General features: G+C 45.2%; 22 protein-coding genes. 14 read left to right on the plus strand and 8 right to left on the minus strand.

Annotated features, from left to right (window positions below):
* Positions 1 to 157: 157 nt before the first annotated feature.
* Positions 158 to 1129, minus strand: coding sequence for a phosphate acetyltransferase (pta, locus tag AC0VXY_RS21435; RefSeq protein ID WP_475526489.1), 972 nt, complete (start codon positions 1127 to 1129; stop codon positions 158 to 160).
* Between the two features lie 297 nt (positions 1130 to 1426).
* On the opposite strand from pta, the gene hemQ reads away from it, so the two are divergent.
* From hemQ to gerQ, 3 genes are all read left to right on the plus strand, one after another.
* On the plus strand, positions 1427 to 2173 hold the full coding sequence (gene hemQ, locus AC0VXY_RS21440) for a hydrogen peroxide-dependent heme synthase (RefSeq protein WP_435988933.1): 747 nt from the start codon (positions 1427 to 1429) through the stop codon (positions 2171 to 2173).
* A 139-nt stretch (positions 2174 to 2312) separates the two neighbouring features.
* Positions 2313 to 2735 (plus strand): cell wall hydrolase, encoded by a 423-nt coding sequence (locus AC0VXY_RS21445; protein WP_435988932.1) that lies wholly within the window; start codon positions 2313 to 2315, stop codon positions 2733 to 2735.
* A 24-nt stretch (positions 2736 to 2759) separates the two neighbouring features.
* Positions 2760 to 3227, plus strand: coding sequence for a spore coat protein GerQ (gerQ, locus tag AC0VXY_RS21450; protein WP_336200802.1), 468 nt, complete (start codon positions 2760 to 2762; stop codon positions 3225 to 3227).
* Between the two features lie 49 nt (positions 3228 to 3276).
* On the opposite strand, the gene AC0VXY_RS21455 is transcribed toward gerQ, so the two are convergent.
* The 4 genes from AC0VXY_RS21455 to AC0VXY_RS21470 all read right to left on the minus strand — a co-directional run bounded on the left by AC0VXY_RS21455 (position 3277) and on the right by AC0VXY_RS21470 (position 5691).
* On the minus strand, positions 3277 to 3648 hold the full coding sequence (locus AC0VXY_RS21455) for a DUF423 domain-containing protein (protein WP_475526490.1): 372 nt from the start codon (positions 3646 to 3648) through the stop codon (positions 3277 to 3279).
* Positions 3649 to 3663: 15 nt separating this feature from the next.
* On the minus strand, positions 3664 to 3957 hold the full coding sequence (locus AC0VXY_RS21460) for a YwdI family protein (protein ID WP_475526491.1): 294 nt from the start codon (positions 3955 to 3957) through the stop codon (positions 3664 to 3666).
* 285 nt (positions 3958 to 4242) lie between these two features.
* Positions 4243 to 4917, minus strand: a complete 675-nt coding sequence (locus AC0VXY_RS21465) for a uracil-DNA glycosylase (protein ID WP_475526492.1) — start codon at positions 4915 to 4917, stop codon at positions 4243 to 4245.
* Between the two features lie 15 nt (positions 4918 to 4932).
* Complete coding sequence (locus AC0VXY_RS21470; RefSeq protein ID WP_475526493.1) at positions 4933 to 5691, minus strand: DUF4230 domain-containing protein; 759 nt, start codon at positions 5689 to 5691, stop codon at positions 4933 to 4935.
* 133 nt (positions 5692 to 5824) lie between these two features.
* Between AC0VXY_RS21470 and AC0VXY_RS21475 the strand changes: the two genes are divergently transcribed.
* The 8 genes from AC0VXY_RS21475 to AC0VXY_RS21510 all read left to right on the plus strand — a co-directional run bounded on the left by AC0VXY_RS21475 (position 5825) and on the right by AC0VXY_RS21510 (position 11991).
* The gene (locus AC0VXY_RS21475; protein ID WP_435988927.1) at positions 5825 to 6175 is read left to right on the plus strand and encodes a YflT domain-containing protein; all 351 of its coding nucleotides are present in this window, start codon (positions 5825 to 5827) and stop codon (positions 6173 to 6175) included.
* A 155-nt stretch (positions 6176 to 6330) separates the two neighbouring features.
* The gene (pdxK, locus tag AC0VXY_RS21480) at positions 6331 to 7134 is read left to right on the plus strand and encodes a pyridoxine/pyridoxal/pyridoxamine kinase (protein ID WP_435988926.1); all 804 of its coding nucleotides are present in this window, start codon (positions 6331 to 6333) and stop codon (positions 7132 to 7134) included.
* A gap of 185 nt (positions 7135 to 7319) precedes the next feature.
* Positions 7320 to 7667 carry a YojF family protein gene (locus AC0VXY_RS21485; protein WP_475526494.1) on the plus strand — a complete coding sequence of 116 codons (348 nt, stop codon included), beginning with the start codon at positions 7320 to 7322 and terminating at the stop codon, positions 7665 to 7667.
* A 34-nt stretch (positions 7668 to 7701) separates the two neighbouring features.
* The gene (bshB2, locus tag AC0VXY_RS21490; RefSeq protein WP_098438675.1) at positions 7702 to 8385 is read left to right on the plus strand and encodes a bacillithiol biosynthesis deacetylase BshB2; all 684 of its coding nucleotides are present in this window, start codon (positions 7702 to 7704) and stop codon (positions 8383 to 8385) included.
* A gap of 170 nt (positions 8386 to 8555) precedes the next feature.
* Positions 8556 to 9284 carry an ABC transporter ATP-binding protein gene (locus AC0VXY_RS21495; RefSeq protein WP_475526495.1) on the plus strand — a complete coding sequence of 243 codons (729 nt, stop codon included), beginning with the start codon at positions 8556 to 8558 and terminating at the stop codon, positions 9282 to 9284.
* A complete protein-coding gene (locus tag AC0VXY_RS21500) occupies positions 9274 to 10290 on the plus strand; it encodes an ABC transporter permease (protein WP_475526496.1) in 1017 nt (338 codons plus the stop codon). The genes AC0VXY_RS21495 and AC0VXY_RS21500 overlap by 11 nt, the downstream gene beginning before the upstream one ends.
* A 33-nt stretch (positions 10291 to 10323) precedes the next feature.
* Positions 10324 to 10971: a TetR/AcrR family transcriptional regulator gene (locus tag AC0VXY_RS21505; RefSeq protein ID WP_261749256.1), complete on the plus strand. Its 648-nt coding sequence runs from the start codon at positions 10324 to 10326 to the stop codon at positions 10969 to 10971.
* A gap of 225 nt (positions 10972 to 11196) precedes the next feature.
* Positions 11197 to 11991, plus strand: a complete 795-nt coding sequence (locus AC0VXY_RS21510) for an SDR family NAD(P)-dependent oxidoreductase (RefSeq protein ID WP_475526498.1) — start codon at positions 11197 to 11199, stop codon at positions 11989 to 11991.
* Between the two features lie 50 nt (positions 11992 to 12041).
* Here AC0VXY_RS21510 and AC0VXY_RS21515 read toward each other — a convergent pair whose 3' ends face one another.
* Positions 12042 to 12386 carry a hypothetical protein gene (locus AC0VXY_RS21515; RefSeq protein WP_475526499.1) on the minus strand — a complete coding sequence of 115 codons (345 nt, stop codon included), beginning with the start codon at positions 12384 to 12386 and terminating at the stop codon, positions 12042 to 12044.
* Positions 12387 to 12686: 300 nt separating this feature from the next.
* Between AC0VXY_RS21515 and AC0VXY_RS21520 the strand changes: the two genes are divergently transcribed.
* From AC0VXY_RS21520 to AC0VXY_RS21530, 3 genes are all read left to right on the plus strand, one after another.
* Entirely contained in the window at positions 12687 to 13262 is a 576-nt protein-coding gene (locus AC0VXY_RS21520) for a sigma-70 family RNA polymerase sigma factor (RefSeq protein WP_435988919.1), read from the plus strand.
* 3 nt (positions 13263 to 13265) lie between these two features.
* Positions 13266 to 13487, plus strand: coding sequence for a helix-turn-helix domain-containing protein (locus AC0VXY_RS21525; RefSeq protein ID WP_435988918.1), 222 nt, complete (start codon positions 13266 to 13268; stop codon positions 13485 to 13487).
* Between the two features lie 73 nt (positions 13488 to 13560).
* Positions 13561 to 13653 carry a putative holin-like toxin gene (locus AC0VXY_RS21530; RefSeq protein ID WP_219169586.1) on the plus strand — a complete coding sequence of 31 codons (93 nt, stop codon included), beginning with the start codon at positions 13561 to 13563 and terminating at the stop codon, positions 13651 to 13653.
* A 68-nt stretch (positions 13654 to 13721) separates the two neighbouring features.
* Here the strand turns inward: AC0VXY_RS21530 and AC0VXY_RS21535 are convergent, their stop codons facing one another.
* Both AC0VXY_RS21535 and AC0VXY_RS21540 read right to left on the minus strand, forming a co-directional pair.
* Positions 13722 to 14813 (minus strand): PQQ-dependent sugar dehydrogenase, encoded by a 1092-nt coding sequence (locus tag AC0VXY_RS21535; RefSeq protein WP_475526500.1) that lies wholly within the window; start codon positions 14811 to 14813, stop codon positions 13722 to 13724.
* Between the two features lie 60 nt (positions 14814 to 14873).
* Positions 14874 to 15743 carry a Cof-type HAD-IIB family hydrolase gene (locus AC0VXY_RS21540; protein ID WP_475526501.1) on the minus strand — a complete coding sequence of 290 codons (870 nt, stop codon included), beginning with the start codon at positions 15741 to 15743 and terminating at the stop codon, positions 14874 to 14876.
* Positions 15744 to 15891: the final 148 nt, after the last annotated feature.

Raw genomic sequence — 15891 nt, forward strand, 5'->3', positions numbered from 1 at the left:
CATGCGAGCTCATTATATCACATAATGGTGGGGTTTCTGAAAAAGGGGCCGGACGGGTGAACAAATACCGGATCCATCACCTGGTGCCTGGCACTAATAAAGAACACAAAAAAACCGAACCCCCTAAAGGATCCGGTTTCCCAATACATCAATCTCCTTACAGCGCCTGAGCTGCCGTAATCAATGCAAGCTTGTACACATCTTCTTCGTTACAACCGCGGGAAAGATCGTTCACAGGGGCGTTCAGTCCTTGAAGGATCGGGCCTACTGCTTCGAAGTTTCCTAAACGTTGTGCGATTTTGTATCCGATGTTTCCTGCTTCAAGACTTGGGAATACGAATACGTTGGCATCCCCTTGAATGTCCGCACCAGGTGCTTTCTTCTCTGCTACGGATGGAACGAAGGCAGCGTCAAATTGGAATTCACCGTCGACAGTCAGTTCCGGTGCTTTTTCTTTTGCGAGAGATACGGCTTCTACCACTTTTTCCGTTTCAGGTGATTTAGCCGATCCTTTTGTCGAGAAGCTCAGCATCGCAACGCGTGGATCGATATCGAACATGTCAGCTGTCTTCGCACTTTCGATGGCGATTTCAGCTAGATCCTGGCTGTCAGGTGTGATATTGATCGCACAGTCAGCGAATACATACTTCTCGTCTTCACGTACCATGATGAAGACACCGGATGTTTTGCGGACGCCTTCTTTTGTTTTGATGATCTGCAGGGCCGGGCGAACCGTATCAGCCGTTGAGTGGGCAGCTCCGCTTACAAGTCCGTGAGCCTGGCCGGTGTATACAAGCATCGTACCGAAGTAGTTTCCGTCCAAGAGAATTTTCTTCGCATCTTCTTCAGTCGCTTTTCCTTTTCGACGTTCCACGAATGCTTTCACAAGCTCGTCCATTCCAGCAAATGATGCCGGGTCGAGGACGTCACAACCGTCAAGCTTGACTCCCAGCTGATCCGCTTTGGCGTTCACTTCATCCACGTTTCCGACTACGATCGGTGTCAGGATACCGTCAGCAGACAAACGGGATGCTGCTGTCAGAATGCGTTCATCCGTCCCCTCAGGGAAAACGATCTTTAACTCTTTGCCTTTTACTTTATCCGTTAATGTTGTAAATAAGTTGCTCAATAGAGGAACCTCCTTGATTTATACATATCCAATCTTAGAATACTCTTCTCAATGAAGAATTCAAGGAAAAGGAGTAATGATACCGGTTTCAACTCAAAAGTCTTTGTTTTCTAATAATTTTACCCAAACTGACAATAACCTAAGCCTATATGACAATCTACGAGGATAGTGTGTTCCAGAAATCCACCGGCTATCCACCATTTGTGCCATTTTTGCGACATTGGGTTTTGTATTCTTACTCTAGGGTGAAACTATGATATAGTAAAGTTGGAAAAAGTACTTTAAGGAGTGATTACGTTGGCAGAACCGGCACAAACATTAGATGGTTGGTATTCCCTGCATGATTTTCGCGCAATGGACTGGACTTCATGGAAGATGCTTCCGAGTGAAGAGAGAGCCTCGGCTATTTCAGAATTCCACCGTTTCTTAGATCGATTGAACAGCACTCAGGATGCAAAAGAAGGAAGCCATGCCCTTTACACGATTGTTGGGCAGAAAGCGGACTTCATGCTGATGATCCTTCGTCCGACAATGGAAGAACTAAATGAGCTGGAAAATGAATTCAACAAGCTGAAAATCGCTGAGTTCACTATTCCGACATTCTCATACGTTTCTGTAGTGGAACTCGGCAACTACATGCCTTCAGAGGGCGATCCTTACGAGAATCCATACGTACAGGAACGCATCTACCCGATCCTTCCAAAAGCGAAGCATATCTGCTTCTACCCGATGGACAAGCGCCGCCAGGGGAATGATAACTGGTACATGCTGCCGATGGAAGAGCGTCGTGACATGATGAGAAGTCATGGTATGATCGGCCGCCAATACGCAGGTAAAGTGAAACAGATCATTACGGGATCTGTTGGTTTCGATGATTACGAATGGGGTGTCACTCTGTTCGCCGATGACGTGCTTCAGTTCAAAAAGCTCGTATACGAAATGCGTTTTGACGAAGTAAGCGCCCGCTTCGGTGAGTTCGGTGCCTTCTACGTAGGAAACCTGTTAAAAGAAGAAGGTATTTCTAAATTCCTTCACGTCAACTAAATACAACATAAACGACAAGTCCCTTTGGCTTGTCGTTTTTTTATGGGTTCAGTCAATAAAACAAATGAATAAATATTTCTCCCACCACATAGACATGAAATAGTGAGACATAGCATCTTCTAAAGTGAGGTGGGAGAAGATGGGTGTTATTCCTTATAACGAGAAGGAAGTGAAGCTCCTGGCTCGACTGATGAGGGCTGAGGCCGAGGGTGAAGGACAGCTTGGAATGCTTATGGTGGGAAATGTCGGTGTGAATCGGGTCCGGTCCGATTGCCTTGACTTTAAGCAATTGGCTAATCTTCAGGATATGGTGTTTCAGAGTCCCGGTGGATTTGAGGCCACCCAGAAAAGCTATTTCTATCAGCGGGCCCGGCAGAAGGATATCGATTTGGCGCGGAAGACCATTAAAGGTGGCAGGTATCACCCTGCGTCTTACTCCCTTTGGTTCTTTAAGCCGGCCGGGAGCTGTCCGGATCAATGGTATAACCAGTCGAACTCCGGGCGGTTCAAGTCCCACTGTTTCTTTCAACCCACTCAAGGTGATTGTCCGAAAGTATATTAATCTTACTTAAAGGAGGTATTCGGTTTGGCGAACCAACAATCAAACCCGTATCAAGGGTATAATCAATCTGCTTATAATCCTTATGGTCAGTATTACGGTGGTGGGCAAGGTCAGGGACAATACTATCCCCAGCAGCAAGGCGGTGGAGGGTTTCAAATTCCTTCCCCTACGAATGCCCCGGCGCCTTCTCAAAATGTTCCGGGAATGCTTCCGATTGAAGAGTCGTATATCGAGAATATTCTCAGGTTGAATAAAGGAAAAGTCGCGACGGTTTATACGACGTTTGAAAATAATAAGGAATGGAATGCGAAGGTGTTCAAAGGGATCATTGAAGCCGCCGGCCGGGATCACCTTATCCTGAGCGATCCACAAACCGGCACACGGTACCTCATTCCGATGATTTATCTTGATTACATTACATTTGATGAAGAAATCGAGTATGAATATCCATATGGTGCGGGAGGCTCCATGCAAAGCTATTCCCAACGCTAAAAAAATACCCTGTCAGGAAATCCACTTCCTGACAGGGTATCTTTTTTGTTTATAATGTTTTCGCTGCAAATACGATCAAAAGTACCCAGGCGACGAGGAAGCTTACTCCTCCAAGCGGTGTGATCGCCCCTAGGATTTTCACTCCTGAGATGCTCAGTACGTAAAGGCTTCCAGAGAAAAGAATGATTCCGATCAGCATCAGCCAGCCTGACCAGGAAAGCAGGGATGTTGGCGTGACATTTCCCATCAGCACTCCGACGATGATGATCCCGATCGCATGGAACATTTGATAAAGAACCCCTGTATTCCACGTATCGATGTATTTCTGTGAAATCTTCCCTTCCAATGCGTGGGCACCGAAAGCTCCAAGTGCCACGGATAAAAAGGCGTTGATGGCACCGATAATGATAAATGTTTTCATGATGAACCTCCTAGGTTAAAAGTCAAATAAAGAATTGCCATTGGCTCCGTCATCTGTTTCGAGAGGCTCTTCCTTCTGAATGGAAACGGGCTTCTGAACAGGCTGTGATTCCTGGAAATACGGCATCGTTTGCTGAGGTTGGGAAAACGCAGGCTGGGTGGATGCCCCGTTGTTCTCCTCCAGCAATACTTCACATAGTGCTTTTATTGAATAAACATGTTCACGGATTTGCTGGGACTTTTCAGCAGACTTCGCTTTACCGAGTTCATGTTCGATTTTCTTGATTAATGATTGATGTGGGATATTCACAATGATTGACTCCTTCCACAAGGTCTACAGTATGTACGTCTTTATCCTAATTCTTATTGAAGGATTTCGCAAATATCATCTTTGTTTCGCCTTGAATTTCATGCATGGACTCCCGGAGGATTGTAAAACCACAAGGGAAGGCATCGCTTTTGTTTTAAACCCGTAGCCTTTACATCCCCGCGGGTGAGCCTGCTCCCACGTTGTATAAAAATACTGACATTGAAAACAGTTGATCCTTTCTTCCTTTTTCACAAAGCTTCCTCCCTCTGTGTTTCACGTGAAACATCACGATTCTACACACCAGTCGATTTCTTCCATTCCCTGTTCACGAAGAAACCCGTTCGTTTTTGAATAAGGTCTGCTTCCAAAGAAGCCGCGGTGGGCCGATAAAGGGCTCGGATGGGGAGCCGTGACAATGTAGTGCCTGGATGAATCAATCAACGACTGCTTCGCCTGGGCAGGCTTCCCCCATAGCAAAAACACCACCGGCTTCTCCCGCTCATTCAATAAGGAGATGACTCGATCTGTGAACCGTTCCCACCCCTTCCCTCTATGGGAGTGGGCCTTGCCGTCCCCGACGGTCAGCACTGTATTTAATAGGAGGACACCCTGTTCGGCCCATTTCACCAGTGAGCCGTGATTGGGAATCGGACATCCCACATCCTCCTGAAGCTCCTTGTACATGTTTCGCAGGGAGGGAGGAATTTTCACCCCTTTTTTCACAGAAAAACTCAAGCCCTCTGCCTGATTTGCTCCATGATACGGATCCTGCCCCAGTAAGACAACCTTTACGTCTTCAAAGGCTGTATAGTGAAAAGCGTTAAAAATATCGTGCATGGGTGGATGAGTAAGGTTCGTCTGATACTCCCCTTTCAGCCATTCCCGTAAATCCCGGTAGTACTCCTTCTGAAGTTCATCTTCCAGAACGTGTCCCCAATCATTTTGAAAAATCGCCGACACCAGCAGACACCCTTTCTAGTTTTGAAATTCAATCGTCACATCGTACCCTAATTGTTCAAAGAAACCCGTCAATGATTTTTCAGCATTTTTTTCAGCAGCTTGAAGGATCCCCTGTTCGATCGCTTCCTGACTGATTTGATCCTTTGCCACTTCCGCAAGGGCAAACCCTTCATTCCAGTCTACATCATTCCGGAAGATCCCTTCCACAGAGAACGTCTTGATATTGTCCGTATCGATGGACGGTTCCTGAAGGATTTCCGCACGGGGCAGCGTAAGCCGGATTTCTTTCTTCTCTTCATTTACTACTATATCTTTGTCATCGATCTCTTGTAAATCCACCCCGGCAAGGACGGTCCCGGGAACGACCATCAGAAGTTTTCGTTTCGTTCCGGGAAGATCCGCATTGATTTCTTTCCCGAATAACTGATTATCTTCCTGCTCGATCACGGCTTTCACAAACCCTTGAGCCGTGGCCAGTGAACTCATTTCTTGAATCCGTTCCACAAATGAGCCCTTTTCTTCTGTAAAAGTAGAGCCAGATAACCAGTAGTAGACTCCTATCGATGCCCCTCCCACCCCTAGCAAGAGCACCATCAGAAAGAGCAACACTCTTCTTTTCCACGAAGCCAGGAGGGTATTGGTCAATCCCCGACGCCCGCTTCTTCTATTGTCAATGGCCAAAGAGGCACCCGTTTGTCTTTCAGCCTCCTTCAAATCTGCCAAAACCGCTTCCATTTCTTGTATTTTCTTGTGTTGACTTGTCAAATCCTTCACCTTCCTCTCTTCTATTATAGGAAATAATGTAGAATCTTGGAAACATTTATTCTACTTCTATATTTTGGAAAGTTTGAAGTTGATCCTACCGGGAAAAGAAGGGACAAGACATAAAAACACGGAGGTAATAAACATGTATAAAGTTCAAACAGTACAGAATGTGGTAGAGGCAAAGAAAGAAATCGAAATGTTCACAAGTGAAGGTTATACGAAAGATGACATTTACGTATTCGCTCATGACAAACATCGCTCTAAACACATCACAGAGGCAACAAATACGGAATCAACCGGGATAAAAGAGCAAGGAATCCTTGAATCCATGGGTAATATGTTCAACAGCCGCGGAGATGAACTGCGTTCGAAAATGAAGTCTGTCGGGATGAATCAGGCAGAAGCCGATGCCTATGAGGAAGAACTTGATAAAGGCAAGCTTGTCATTGTTGCTTCTAAAGAAGCTACGAATAATAATGCGAAACCTTTCTAAGTTTGTCTAACAGCTACGTAAAGACGTCGATGGATTTTCATCCGGCGTCTTTTTTGTCGTCATCTATAGTCAAAAGGATTTGTATTTACCCGTCCGATATTATATTCTTTAGTCAGACTTTTACAATGAAACGAAATCACAGGAGGAATGCAGCCATGAAAAAAACACTCACGATCGCCGGATCCGACTCAAGCGGAGGCGCCGGGATCCAAGCCGATCTTAAAACGTTTCAGGAGCACGGCGTATATGGTATGACGGCTCTTACCACTGTCGTGACCATGGATCCTGACAACCATTGGCACCATAACGTTCACCCACTGTCCATCGACACTCTGGAAGCACAATTGGAAACGGTTATGTCTGTCGGGATCGATGCCATGAAAACAGGAATGCTTGGCACGGTCGAGATCATTGAACTTGCGGCGAAAAAAATCGATGCATTCGGTTTAAATAAAGTCGTTATCGATCCAGTCATGGTATGTAAAGGGGAAGATGAAGTCCTTCACCCTGAAACAACCGACGCCATGAGAGAGCACTTACTGCAGCGTGCGACCGTTGTCACCCCTAACCTGTTCGAAGCGGGGCAGCTTGCCGGGACCGGTCCGATCAAAACGATTGATGAAATGAAGGAAGCAGCCAGGAAGATTCACGACCTGGGAGCTAAAAACGTTGTCATCAAAGGCGGAAAGCAATTAAAGCACGATAAAGCACTCGATCTATTCTATGACGGAAGCGAATTCACTCTACTTGAAGAAGAGAAAGTAGAAACTACCTATAACCACGGAGCAGGATGCACGTTCGCCGCAGCCATCACGGCAAACCTTGCCAATGGACAAGACGTGAAAGAAGCGGTTAAGAATGCCAAATCCTTTGTCACTGCAGCCATCAAACACGGCTTCAAACTGAACGAATACGTAGGGCCCGTCATGCACGGAGCCTACAACCGCTTCAATAAATAATACTCTCCCGCCCAGGTGCCAGGAACGAATATACCCATTCGTGCCTGGCACCTTTTTTTGAGGTACGGACCTCCACTGTCGCGAATCCCCCTTCTCTCAATCATACTTTTCGCATTCAATCATGAATTTTAGTAAGATAGTACATAATGGTTAAGAGTCTTTTCTGTATTTAAGGAGGAAAAAGAATGGAACCAATTAAGATTGCCGATGTGCAGGGAATCATCACCCAGCTTGCCCGTCAGGACGTTTATATACATTTAGAAACCACCAACGGAGCCTACGCTTCACACTTCAATGAAGGCTTCTTCTCCGCGGGAGCCTATATACGTAACGCAAAAGTGAACTACGAGCACGGAAAAATCATCGGGGACGGACCTTACCGTGTCGGTCTGAAAATTGAAATCGGCTGGATCTATGCCGAGGGATTGACTCATTATGAATTGGATGAACAGGGCCGCTTGCTGCTTGCAGGACATGGCGGGGACGGGAAACTGGCCGTTGCCCTTGAAATCAGTCCAACCCCTTTCAATTAAACTACTTGAACCTATAAATAAAGGAGAGGTCAAAATGGAAAAAGAAAGACAGGTACTTGTCATCTTCCCTCACCCGGATGATGAAGCATTTGGTGTATCAGGGACCATTTCCACCCACGTGAACAATGGAACGCCCGTCACCTATGCATGCCTCACATTAGGGGAAATGGGAAGGAACTTAGGAAACCCGCCATTTGCGACCCGGGAATCCCTTCCTTTAATCCGGAAAAAAGAGCTGCAAAAAGCCGCCGACGTGATGGGAATACAGGATCTGCGCATGATGGGCTACCGGGATAAGACCCTTGAATTTGAAAATGATGAAAAGCTTTCAAACATGGTGACGGAGCTGATCGAAGAATTAAACCCGTCCCTCATCATCACGTTCTACCCGGACTACTCGGTCCACCCGGATCATGAAGCAACTGCAAGAGCCGTCGTCCGTGCCGTCAGACGCCTTCCGAAAGCATCAAGACCAAAGCTTCATTGCCTGGCATTCTCTAAGAATTGCGAAGAAGAATTGGGCAAACCCGATATCTTTGTTGATATCACACCGGTCAAAGATCAAAAAATCGGTGCCATGAAGGCCCATATCTCCCAAACGGCCTGGATGCTGAAGGATCTTGAAAAAGGCATTCAGCAAAATGATCCTGAATCATTAAAATGGGTCACCGTTGAACGATTCTGGAGCTATCAATGGGAAAATGACAACGTGAAATAATGAGATAAGAAGAGTCTGGGCCGCTGCTCAGGCTCTTTTTTTCATGTAGGCTCTTCTAAAAATAAATGAGAAGAATAAATTAGTGAGTGATTACTCACTTTACAAAACGATCCTCTTACTTTATATTAATAGTGAGTAATCACTCACTACTTTTGAAAGGTGTGATTTACATGGATTCCATTATCCAATTACGGGAGCTGTCAAAATCATTTGGCTCACAGAACGTATTACAAAAAATCAATCTTGCTATTCCTAAAGGACAAATCTACGGATTATTGGGCCCGTCAGGTTCAGGGAAAACGACAATCATCAAGCTCATGATCGGACTTGAAACGCCTTCATCCGGCAGTGTGATCTTCAAAGGGAACAAGCTGAAGGCAGACGACCTTTACCCTACCATCGGATATATGGCTCAATCCGATGCCCTATACGATGAGCTGACGGCTAAAGAAAACCTATCCTTCATGGCATCCCTCTATGGATTAAAGAAAAACGACCGAAAAGCACAAATCGAAAAAGTGATGAACACCGTCGATCTACTTGAACACCTGAACAAGCCGGTTCATCAATATTCAGGCGGGATGAAACGAAGACTTTCCCTTGCCATTGCCCTCCTTCATGACCCAGAAGTCCTATTTCTTGATGAACCGACCGTCGGGATCGATCCCGTCCTGCGAAAAGAAATCTGGGACAGCTTCCACCGGCTGAAAGAAGAAGGCAGGACGCTGATCATTACGACTCACGTCATGGATGAAGCAGAAAGATGTGACGCGCTGGGTCTCCTGCAGCATGGAGAAATCATTTCAAGCGACACACCTGCCGGGATTAAAGAAACGTACGGGGTCACTTCAATTGAAGATGTCTTTTTGAAAAATGGAGGTGTTTCCGTTGAGAATTAGTGGATTTATCATCCGTATCCTTCAGCAGCTCCTCCGGGACAAACGCACATTGGCCCTGATGTTTCTGGCACCACTCCTGATCCTCAGCATGCTGTACCTTGTTTTTGACACTGAGGATTATGACGCAAAGGTCGCCATTGTAGACCTGCCGCAAAAGATGGAAGCGAAGGTTGATACAGAGGATTTCCAAGTCTATCGGAATCCTGATGAAGCATTGAAGGACATTAAAAGTGGAAAATTGGATGGCTATATTTCATTCGAAGACCCCACTTCACCATCCATTGTCATCGAAGGCAGTGATCCCACTGTCAATGGGGCCGTCATGAAGAAGGTACAGACCTTATTCCCTTCTCCTTCACAAAACATGACCGATGAAGTGAAGTATGTGCATGGAAGTAAGGATATGGAGATGTTTGACTTCTTTGGACCCGTTCTTCTTGGATTCTTCGTCTTCTTCTTCGTCTTTTTAATCAGTGGCGTGTCTTTTTTAAGAGAGAGAACGACGGGAACTCTCGAACGATTGCTTGCTTCTCCCATTAAAATCTGGGAAATGGTCGTCAGTTACGTGATCGGCTTCGGGATCGTGACGCTCCTTCAGGCATCCCTGATTTCGTGGTACTCAATTTACATCTTGGACATGATGATGAAAGGCAGCTTTTTCAACGTATTGATCATCATCGTTTCCTTATCGTTCACTGCTCTTACTCTCGGAATATTGCTGTCCGCTTTTGCTAAAAATGAATTACAGATGATGCAGTTCATTCCGATTGTCGTGGTTCCTCAGATCTTTTTCTCGGGATTATTCAATTTAGACACCATCTCCGAGTGGCTAAGCTGGATCGGGCCGTTAACCCCGCTTTATTATGCAGCTGATGCACTAAGGGATGTCATGATACGCGGCTATGCATTCGGGGATTTACTCTTTAATCTATCCGTGCTGATCGGTTTTTCTCTACTCTTTATCGTCCTTAATGTTGCAGCCCTCCGAAAATACCGTAAAATATAGGGTAGGAATGAACGACAAGTTAGGGGTTTAATAATGTCTGAAGAAAAAAATATATTTAAACAGTTGTTCGATGAAGAAGAATCACTGACAGAAAAACAACAGAAAATCGTGGAGGCCGCCATCGAAATGTTCGCTGAAAAAGGGTACGCCTCCACTTCCACCAGTCAAATCGCTAAAAAGGCAGGCGTCGCAGAAGGAACCATCTTCCGGCATTACAAAACAAAGAAGGACCTGCTTCTTTCGATTGTATCCCCTACGATGGCCAAACTGATCGCTCCTTTTGTAATCCGGGATCTTAATAAAGTGCTTGATGCCAAGTATGACCGGTACGAAGATTTCCTGAAAGCGATGATTTTGAATCGCCAGGAGTTCCTCAAAGAGAATATGACCGCTTTTAAAATATTGATACAGGAAATCCCTTTTCATCCCGAATTGAAAGAACAGTTCAGAGAGCATATCGCTGAAAAGGTATTCGAGAAATTCGTTCGCCTCGTTGATCATTATAAAGAGAAGGGGCAGATTATCGACCTGCCATCACCAGCTGTCGTGCGATTTTCAGCTACAAGCATCTTCGGCCTGCTCATCGTTCGGTACCTTTTCCTTCCTGAAGCCGATTGGAATGATGAAAAAGAGATCGAAATGACCGTGCAGATGATTGTAAACGGGATCGGGAAAGGTTAAAACGTGTAGAAAGGACTCCAAATCGGGGTCCTTTTTCAGTTGCAGGTGGAGTCCCGGAGCGTTTATTTTCAATTTCACTACTTTTATTTTCAAAAATCCATTTTTATTTTCAAATCTCACCCTTTTATTTTCAAAAACGGGATTTTATTTTCAAAACGGCCAACTTCCGTTTCCCACCTCTCCCCCCCGGGTAAAACGTACTATACATCACAAGGAGGTAAAAAAATGAGTTTCATTTTTCATGAAAACACGTTGAAAGATCAGCATATCCTTATCACAGGTGCCACCGGGGGGATTGGATATGAAACAGCAAAAACTGCCGTTCAAGCGGGTGCCAAGGTGACGATTACGGGTCGGAATGAAGAAAAACTGAATCAGTTGAAAGCAGAATGCCAAGATCCTTCCAGTGTCTTTCTCCATAAAGCGGATCTTACGAAAACCGAAGACCGCGAACAGCTTCTATTTGCTGCAAGAAAAGAGCACGGTCCCATCACAGGCCTTGTGAATTCGGCCGGAATTGGCGGGGGTGATCTGGTGGAGAAACTGACTGAAGAAGATATGAGAAAAATCATGGAACTAAACTATTTCTCACTGGTTCAACTCTCCCAGGACGTCTATAACCAAATGAAGGGATTAAAAGGTGGAGCGATCGTTAACATCTCATCCCTTTCCGGACTGAGAGGTACCCACGGAAACAGTGCTTACAGTGCATCCAAGTTTGCAGTGACAGGGTTCACCCAGGCCTTTGCCCATGAAGCGATCGAGGAAGATATCAGAGTCAACGCCATTTGCCCGGGGTATGTCGATACAGAGATGGGTCGAAACGCCATCAAAGCCAAAGGGGAACGGGAAGGCAGAAGCTATGAGGAACAACTGGAAATCGCGAAGGACAGCATTCCTTCAGGAAGATTAACCTCCCCCGTTGAAGTCGCAAACACCATCGTTTATCTATTAAGTGATGCTGCCGCAAACATTGTCGGAGAATCGGTCAAAATTTCAGGGGGCAGTGTCATGCGCTGATCTCATGAAGAAACAGGCAAGGGTTCTTCACCCTTGCCCGTTCCCAATTTCTAGCTGCCCTCCTGGATTTTCTTTTTAATCTCATCAATATATTTTTTCTTTTCTTTCTCATTCATCAGCTGGTCACTGTTTTTATCCTGGAGGTATTTCTGAAGAGCCTTTTCAATCTCTTCATGAGTAGCGTCTTCCGCTATGACTCCGGTCTTCTTTAACATCTCTATGATCTTTTCATCGTTGGCCAGAACATCCATTTTATTCGCAGGCTGTTCCGTTTCGGCAGCAGGGACATCCGAATTGACTTCAGTAGAATCCTGATCTTTCTTCCCATCGTCTGCAGCACATCCACCCAGCAACAAACCTCCCAAAAGAAAGGCGAACCTCCATTTACCACTCATCCCGTCACTTCCCTTTCATAAAGAATAAACCTTGTATACTATATTACATAAACTACCCTCAATCTCCTTTATAAAATCCTACCCCCATCTAATAAGTGGATAATAAGGGAAAATTAGTGCATTCATCACTTACTTCATTCTGTAATATGTGGTTTAATAGATAGTACTATGGATCGATTAAAGAGAAGAAGGTTGTGGAAATGGGTCCCTTCCGCTTCTTTATAGAGTAAAAGCAGAGAGATGTTTTCTCCTCTTTTTTTTACTTTAAAATCGAACATATGTTCTATTGGTGGTGAAAAAATGGATTCATTAGTGAGTGAATTTTATCGTCATTATCCTCATCTCAAATACAATAAAGCCGTTGAGTCCTTTATCAGTCAAATCGAGAACCGTAAGTTAGTCGAAGATTTTTTACGTCACCCCAGTGCAAGGAAGGAAGAGCATTTAAACGAAGCGTTTAAAGCCTATTATTTTGATATCCGGTTTACCTCTTATGTCAGTTCATCCCTTTATTTTCATAGTGTGAACTTTGACAAGCATATAAGAAAATATAGCGAACGTCATCCTCTCACCCTGGATAACCAGGTGGGTGAAGATGGCGGATCGTATGTCGACCTTGTTCCGGATCCCGCATTGGATATTGCACCTTTCACCAATTATTCGACCTTAATGGAATGCCTGGAGAACGAAGAACTCCTGCAGGCTTATAAAACGTTGACCGACAAACAAAAGCATATCCTGGATTTAGCCTATGTGCAGGAGCGGTCTGATACGGAGATAGCAAGAATGCAGGGTGTATCCCAACAAGCCGTCTCGAAAGCCCATCGAAAAGCGTTACGCAAATTAAAATCCATTTTAGAAAAAGGAGAATCATAAACCATGGGAATTTTATACGATTTAGTCAAAGAAGCGAAGAGTAACACGGAATATGAAACGAAGGTCATCCGGAGGTTCGAACCGAAAATCAGGAAATCATTGAACTTGACCCGACTCGAAAACAGGGACGACCTCGAGCAGGAGTTAAAAATCAAATTGATCCGGTATGTCAGGAACTATTCATTGGAAAATGTCCCGGGATTATTTGACGAAAAGAAGCAGTGAAACATTCCATTTATTTCAAGCGTATAGGACAATCTTGAATCCGGGAAGCCTTAGAATAAGGAGGCGATGTATAATGAATACATTCGAAGTATTATCTCTGATGCTCAGTTTTGGGATGTTCGTGATTGCGATTCTGAAAGCCAATGATGAAAATAAACATTCATGAACACGCTTTTGAGCGTGTTTTTTTTTTGCAAAAAAACCTCCCCAAAACGAAGGGAGGTTTCCGTCACTCTATTCTTCATTCATCACTGACTTCAAATCCACCTCATACAGCTTATCGTCATTCTCACGGGGGATTCCGCGCCCATCTGTGTTGTTGGAGACAAAATAAAGGGTGTCCCCTTCCACCAGCACATCCCTGACACGTCCAAATCCAGTGAGAAGATCGGTTACTTCCCCCGTTTCCGTATCAAATCGCTTTACGCTTTGACCAGCGAGGGATGCAAATACGAAATCTGCATTCCAGAAGTCCGCTCCAGAAGGTGCCCATGAAGGTTCACCGGAGTGTGCCAGCGGAGAAATCATAGACTCTTCCTTATCACTACCTGTGATTTTCGGCCAGCCGTAATTGTTTCCGGCTTTGATCAGGTTGACTTCATCATATCCATTCGGACCATGTTCCGTTTCATAAAGCGCTCCATCCTGATTCCAGGCCAGGCCTTGGGGATTCCGATGGCCGTAGCTGTAAACGTATGATTGTTCAAATGGATTATCAGACGGGATCCCGCCATCCAAATCCATGCGAAGAATTTTCCCACCAAGGAAAGAGAGATCCTGAGCATGATCCTGCCTGGTGGCATCCCCGGTGGTAATGTAGAGCTTGTGATCGGGACCGATTTCAAGCCTGCCACCTTGATGAAATTGACCGCTTGGGATCCGGTCCAACAGGACTTTTTCTTCTGTCCATTCGCTTGCATTCCGCTTCAGGGTTACGACCCGATTGTAGTTGGCATCTGAATCCCCGTACGTATAATAGGCAAAGGCCTGTTGATTCGATTCGAAATCCGGGTGAAGCACAAACCCCAACAGCCCCGCTTCAGGTCGATCCGATAATGGCTTTGAAAGCCTGGTCTTAACTATGGATTTATTTCCATCCTTTATTTCAACGATGTCCCCTGTCCGTTGAGTCAGGTAGAACACAGCCCCAAGCTTCTGGATGGACCAGGGAATGGAGAGATCCTGCGCCACAACCTTACTTTCGACACTCGGCCTGGTGACTGATTCACTTTCTTCCTGCTGCACATCTGGCTGTCCGAACGAACACGCACCTAGTAGTAAGCTCTGACTCATGAGAAACACGAGCCAACCCATTTTAATTTTCATCCTACCAGCTCCCCTTATTCACTCTTTTTTTACCAGTATGGACAACAGAAGGAGTTCTCATTACTTTGCCGGTTGGTGGATGACTTCCTGGATGGCTTTGGCCACACCATCTTCCTTATTGGTTGCCGTGATGAATGGACAGAATTCCTTAATCTGCTCAAGGGCATTTCCCATGGCTACGGGTCTTCCGACTACTTTCATCATGGACAGGTCATTAAGATTATCACCCATGGCCATGGCATGTTCAGGAGACAACCCTTTGTCCTTGAGGAGTTTCTCAAGAGCGACGCCTTTTTGTGCCTCAAGGCTGTTCACTTCAATATTTTCTTTACCCGATGAGCTGATGGCGATGCCTGTAAGTTCACTTAATTTCTCGTTCGCTTCCTGCAGCTGCTTCTCATCAAAGGAGAAAACAAGGAATTTGTAGACTAGCTGGCTGTCATCTGCGAATAGGACCCCGTAATCTTCCACTAGCTTGATATGCCCTTTTTCAAATCGTTCCCTGGCCGCTTGTCTCACTTGTTCTTCAGAAACGCCGGGATTGGCCGTTGTGAAAATGTTGACGATCAATTCGACTCCCATTTCATAGTCTTCCGTATACGTACCCTGATCTGTGTAGATTTCAAAGTAAATGCCGGTTTCATTCAAGACAGCGGCAATCTCTCTTGCGCGCGTTGATTCAATCCCTGCCTGATAGATGATATCACCTTGTTTGTTCCGCACTTCTGCTCCATTGGCACAGACGATATCGCATGAGATGCCTGCTTCTTGTATGACATAACGGGCTTCCTCATATGACCTGCCTGTGGCAACCACCACTTCGATCCCCTGCTCCTGTGCGTCCAGGATAGCCTGCTTATTCGCTTCACTGATTTCCTGATTTTCATTTAATAGCGTTCCGTCCATATCTGTAGCAATGAATGTAATCATTTGTAAACACCTTCCTGTTGTTGAATATTCTTAATTTAGCCATTGTATCATGAATCTTTTATGGTTTTATACTGAACACCCTCCTGATATGAATACCCTGCAAGAATTAGGGTATGAGAAATAAAGAGAACGCTCGTCTATTACGTCA

Source organism: Rossellomorea sp. QJM3NY_18, from assembly GCF_056173145.1.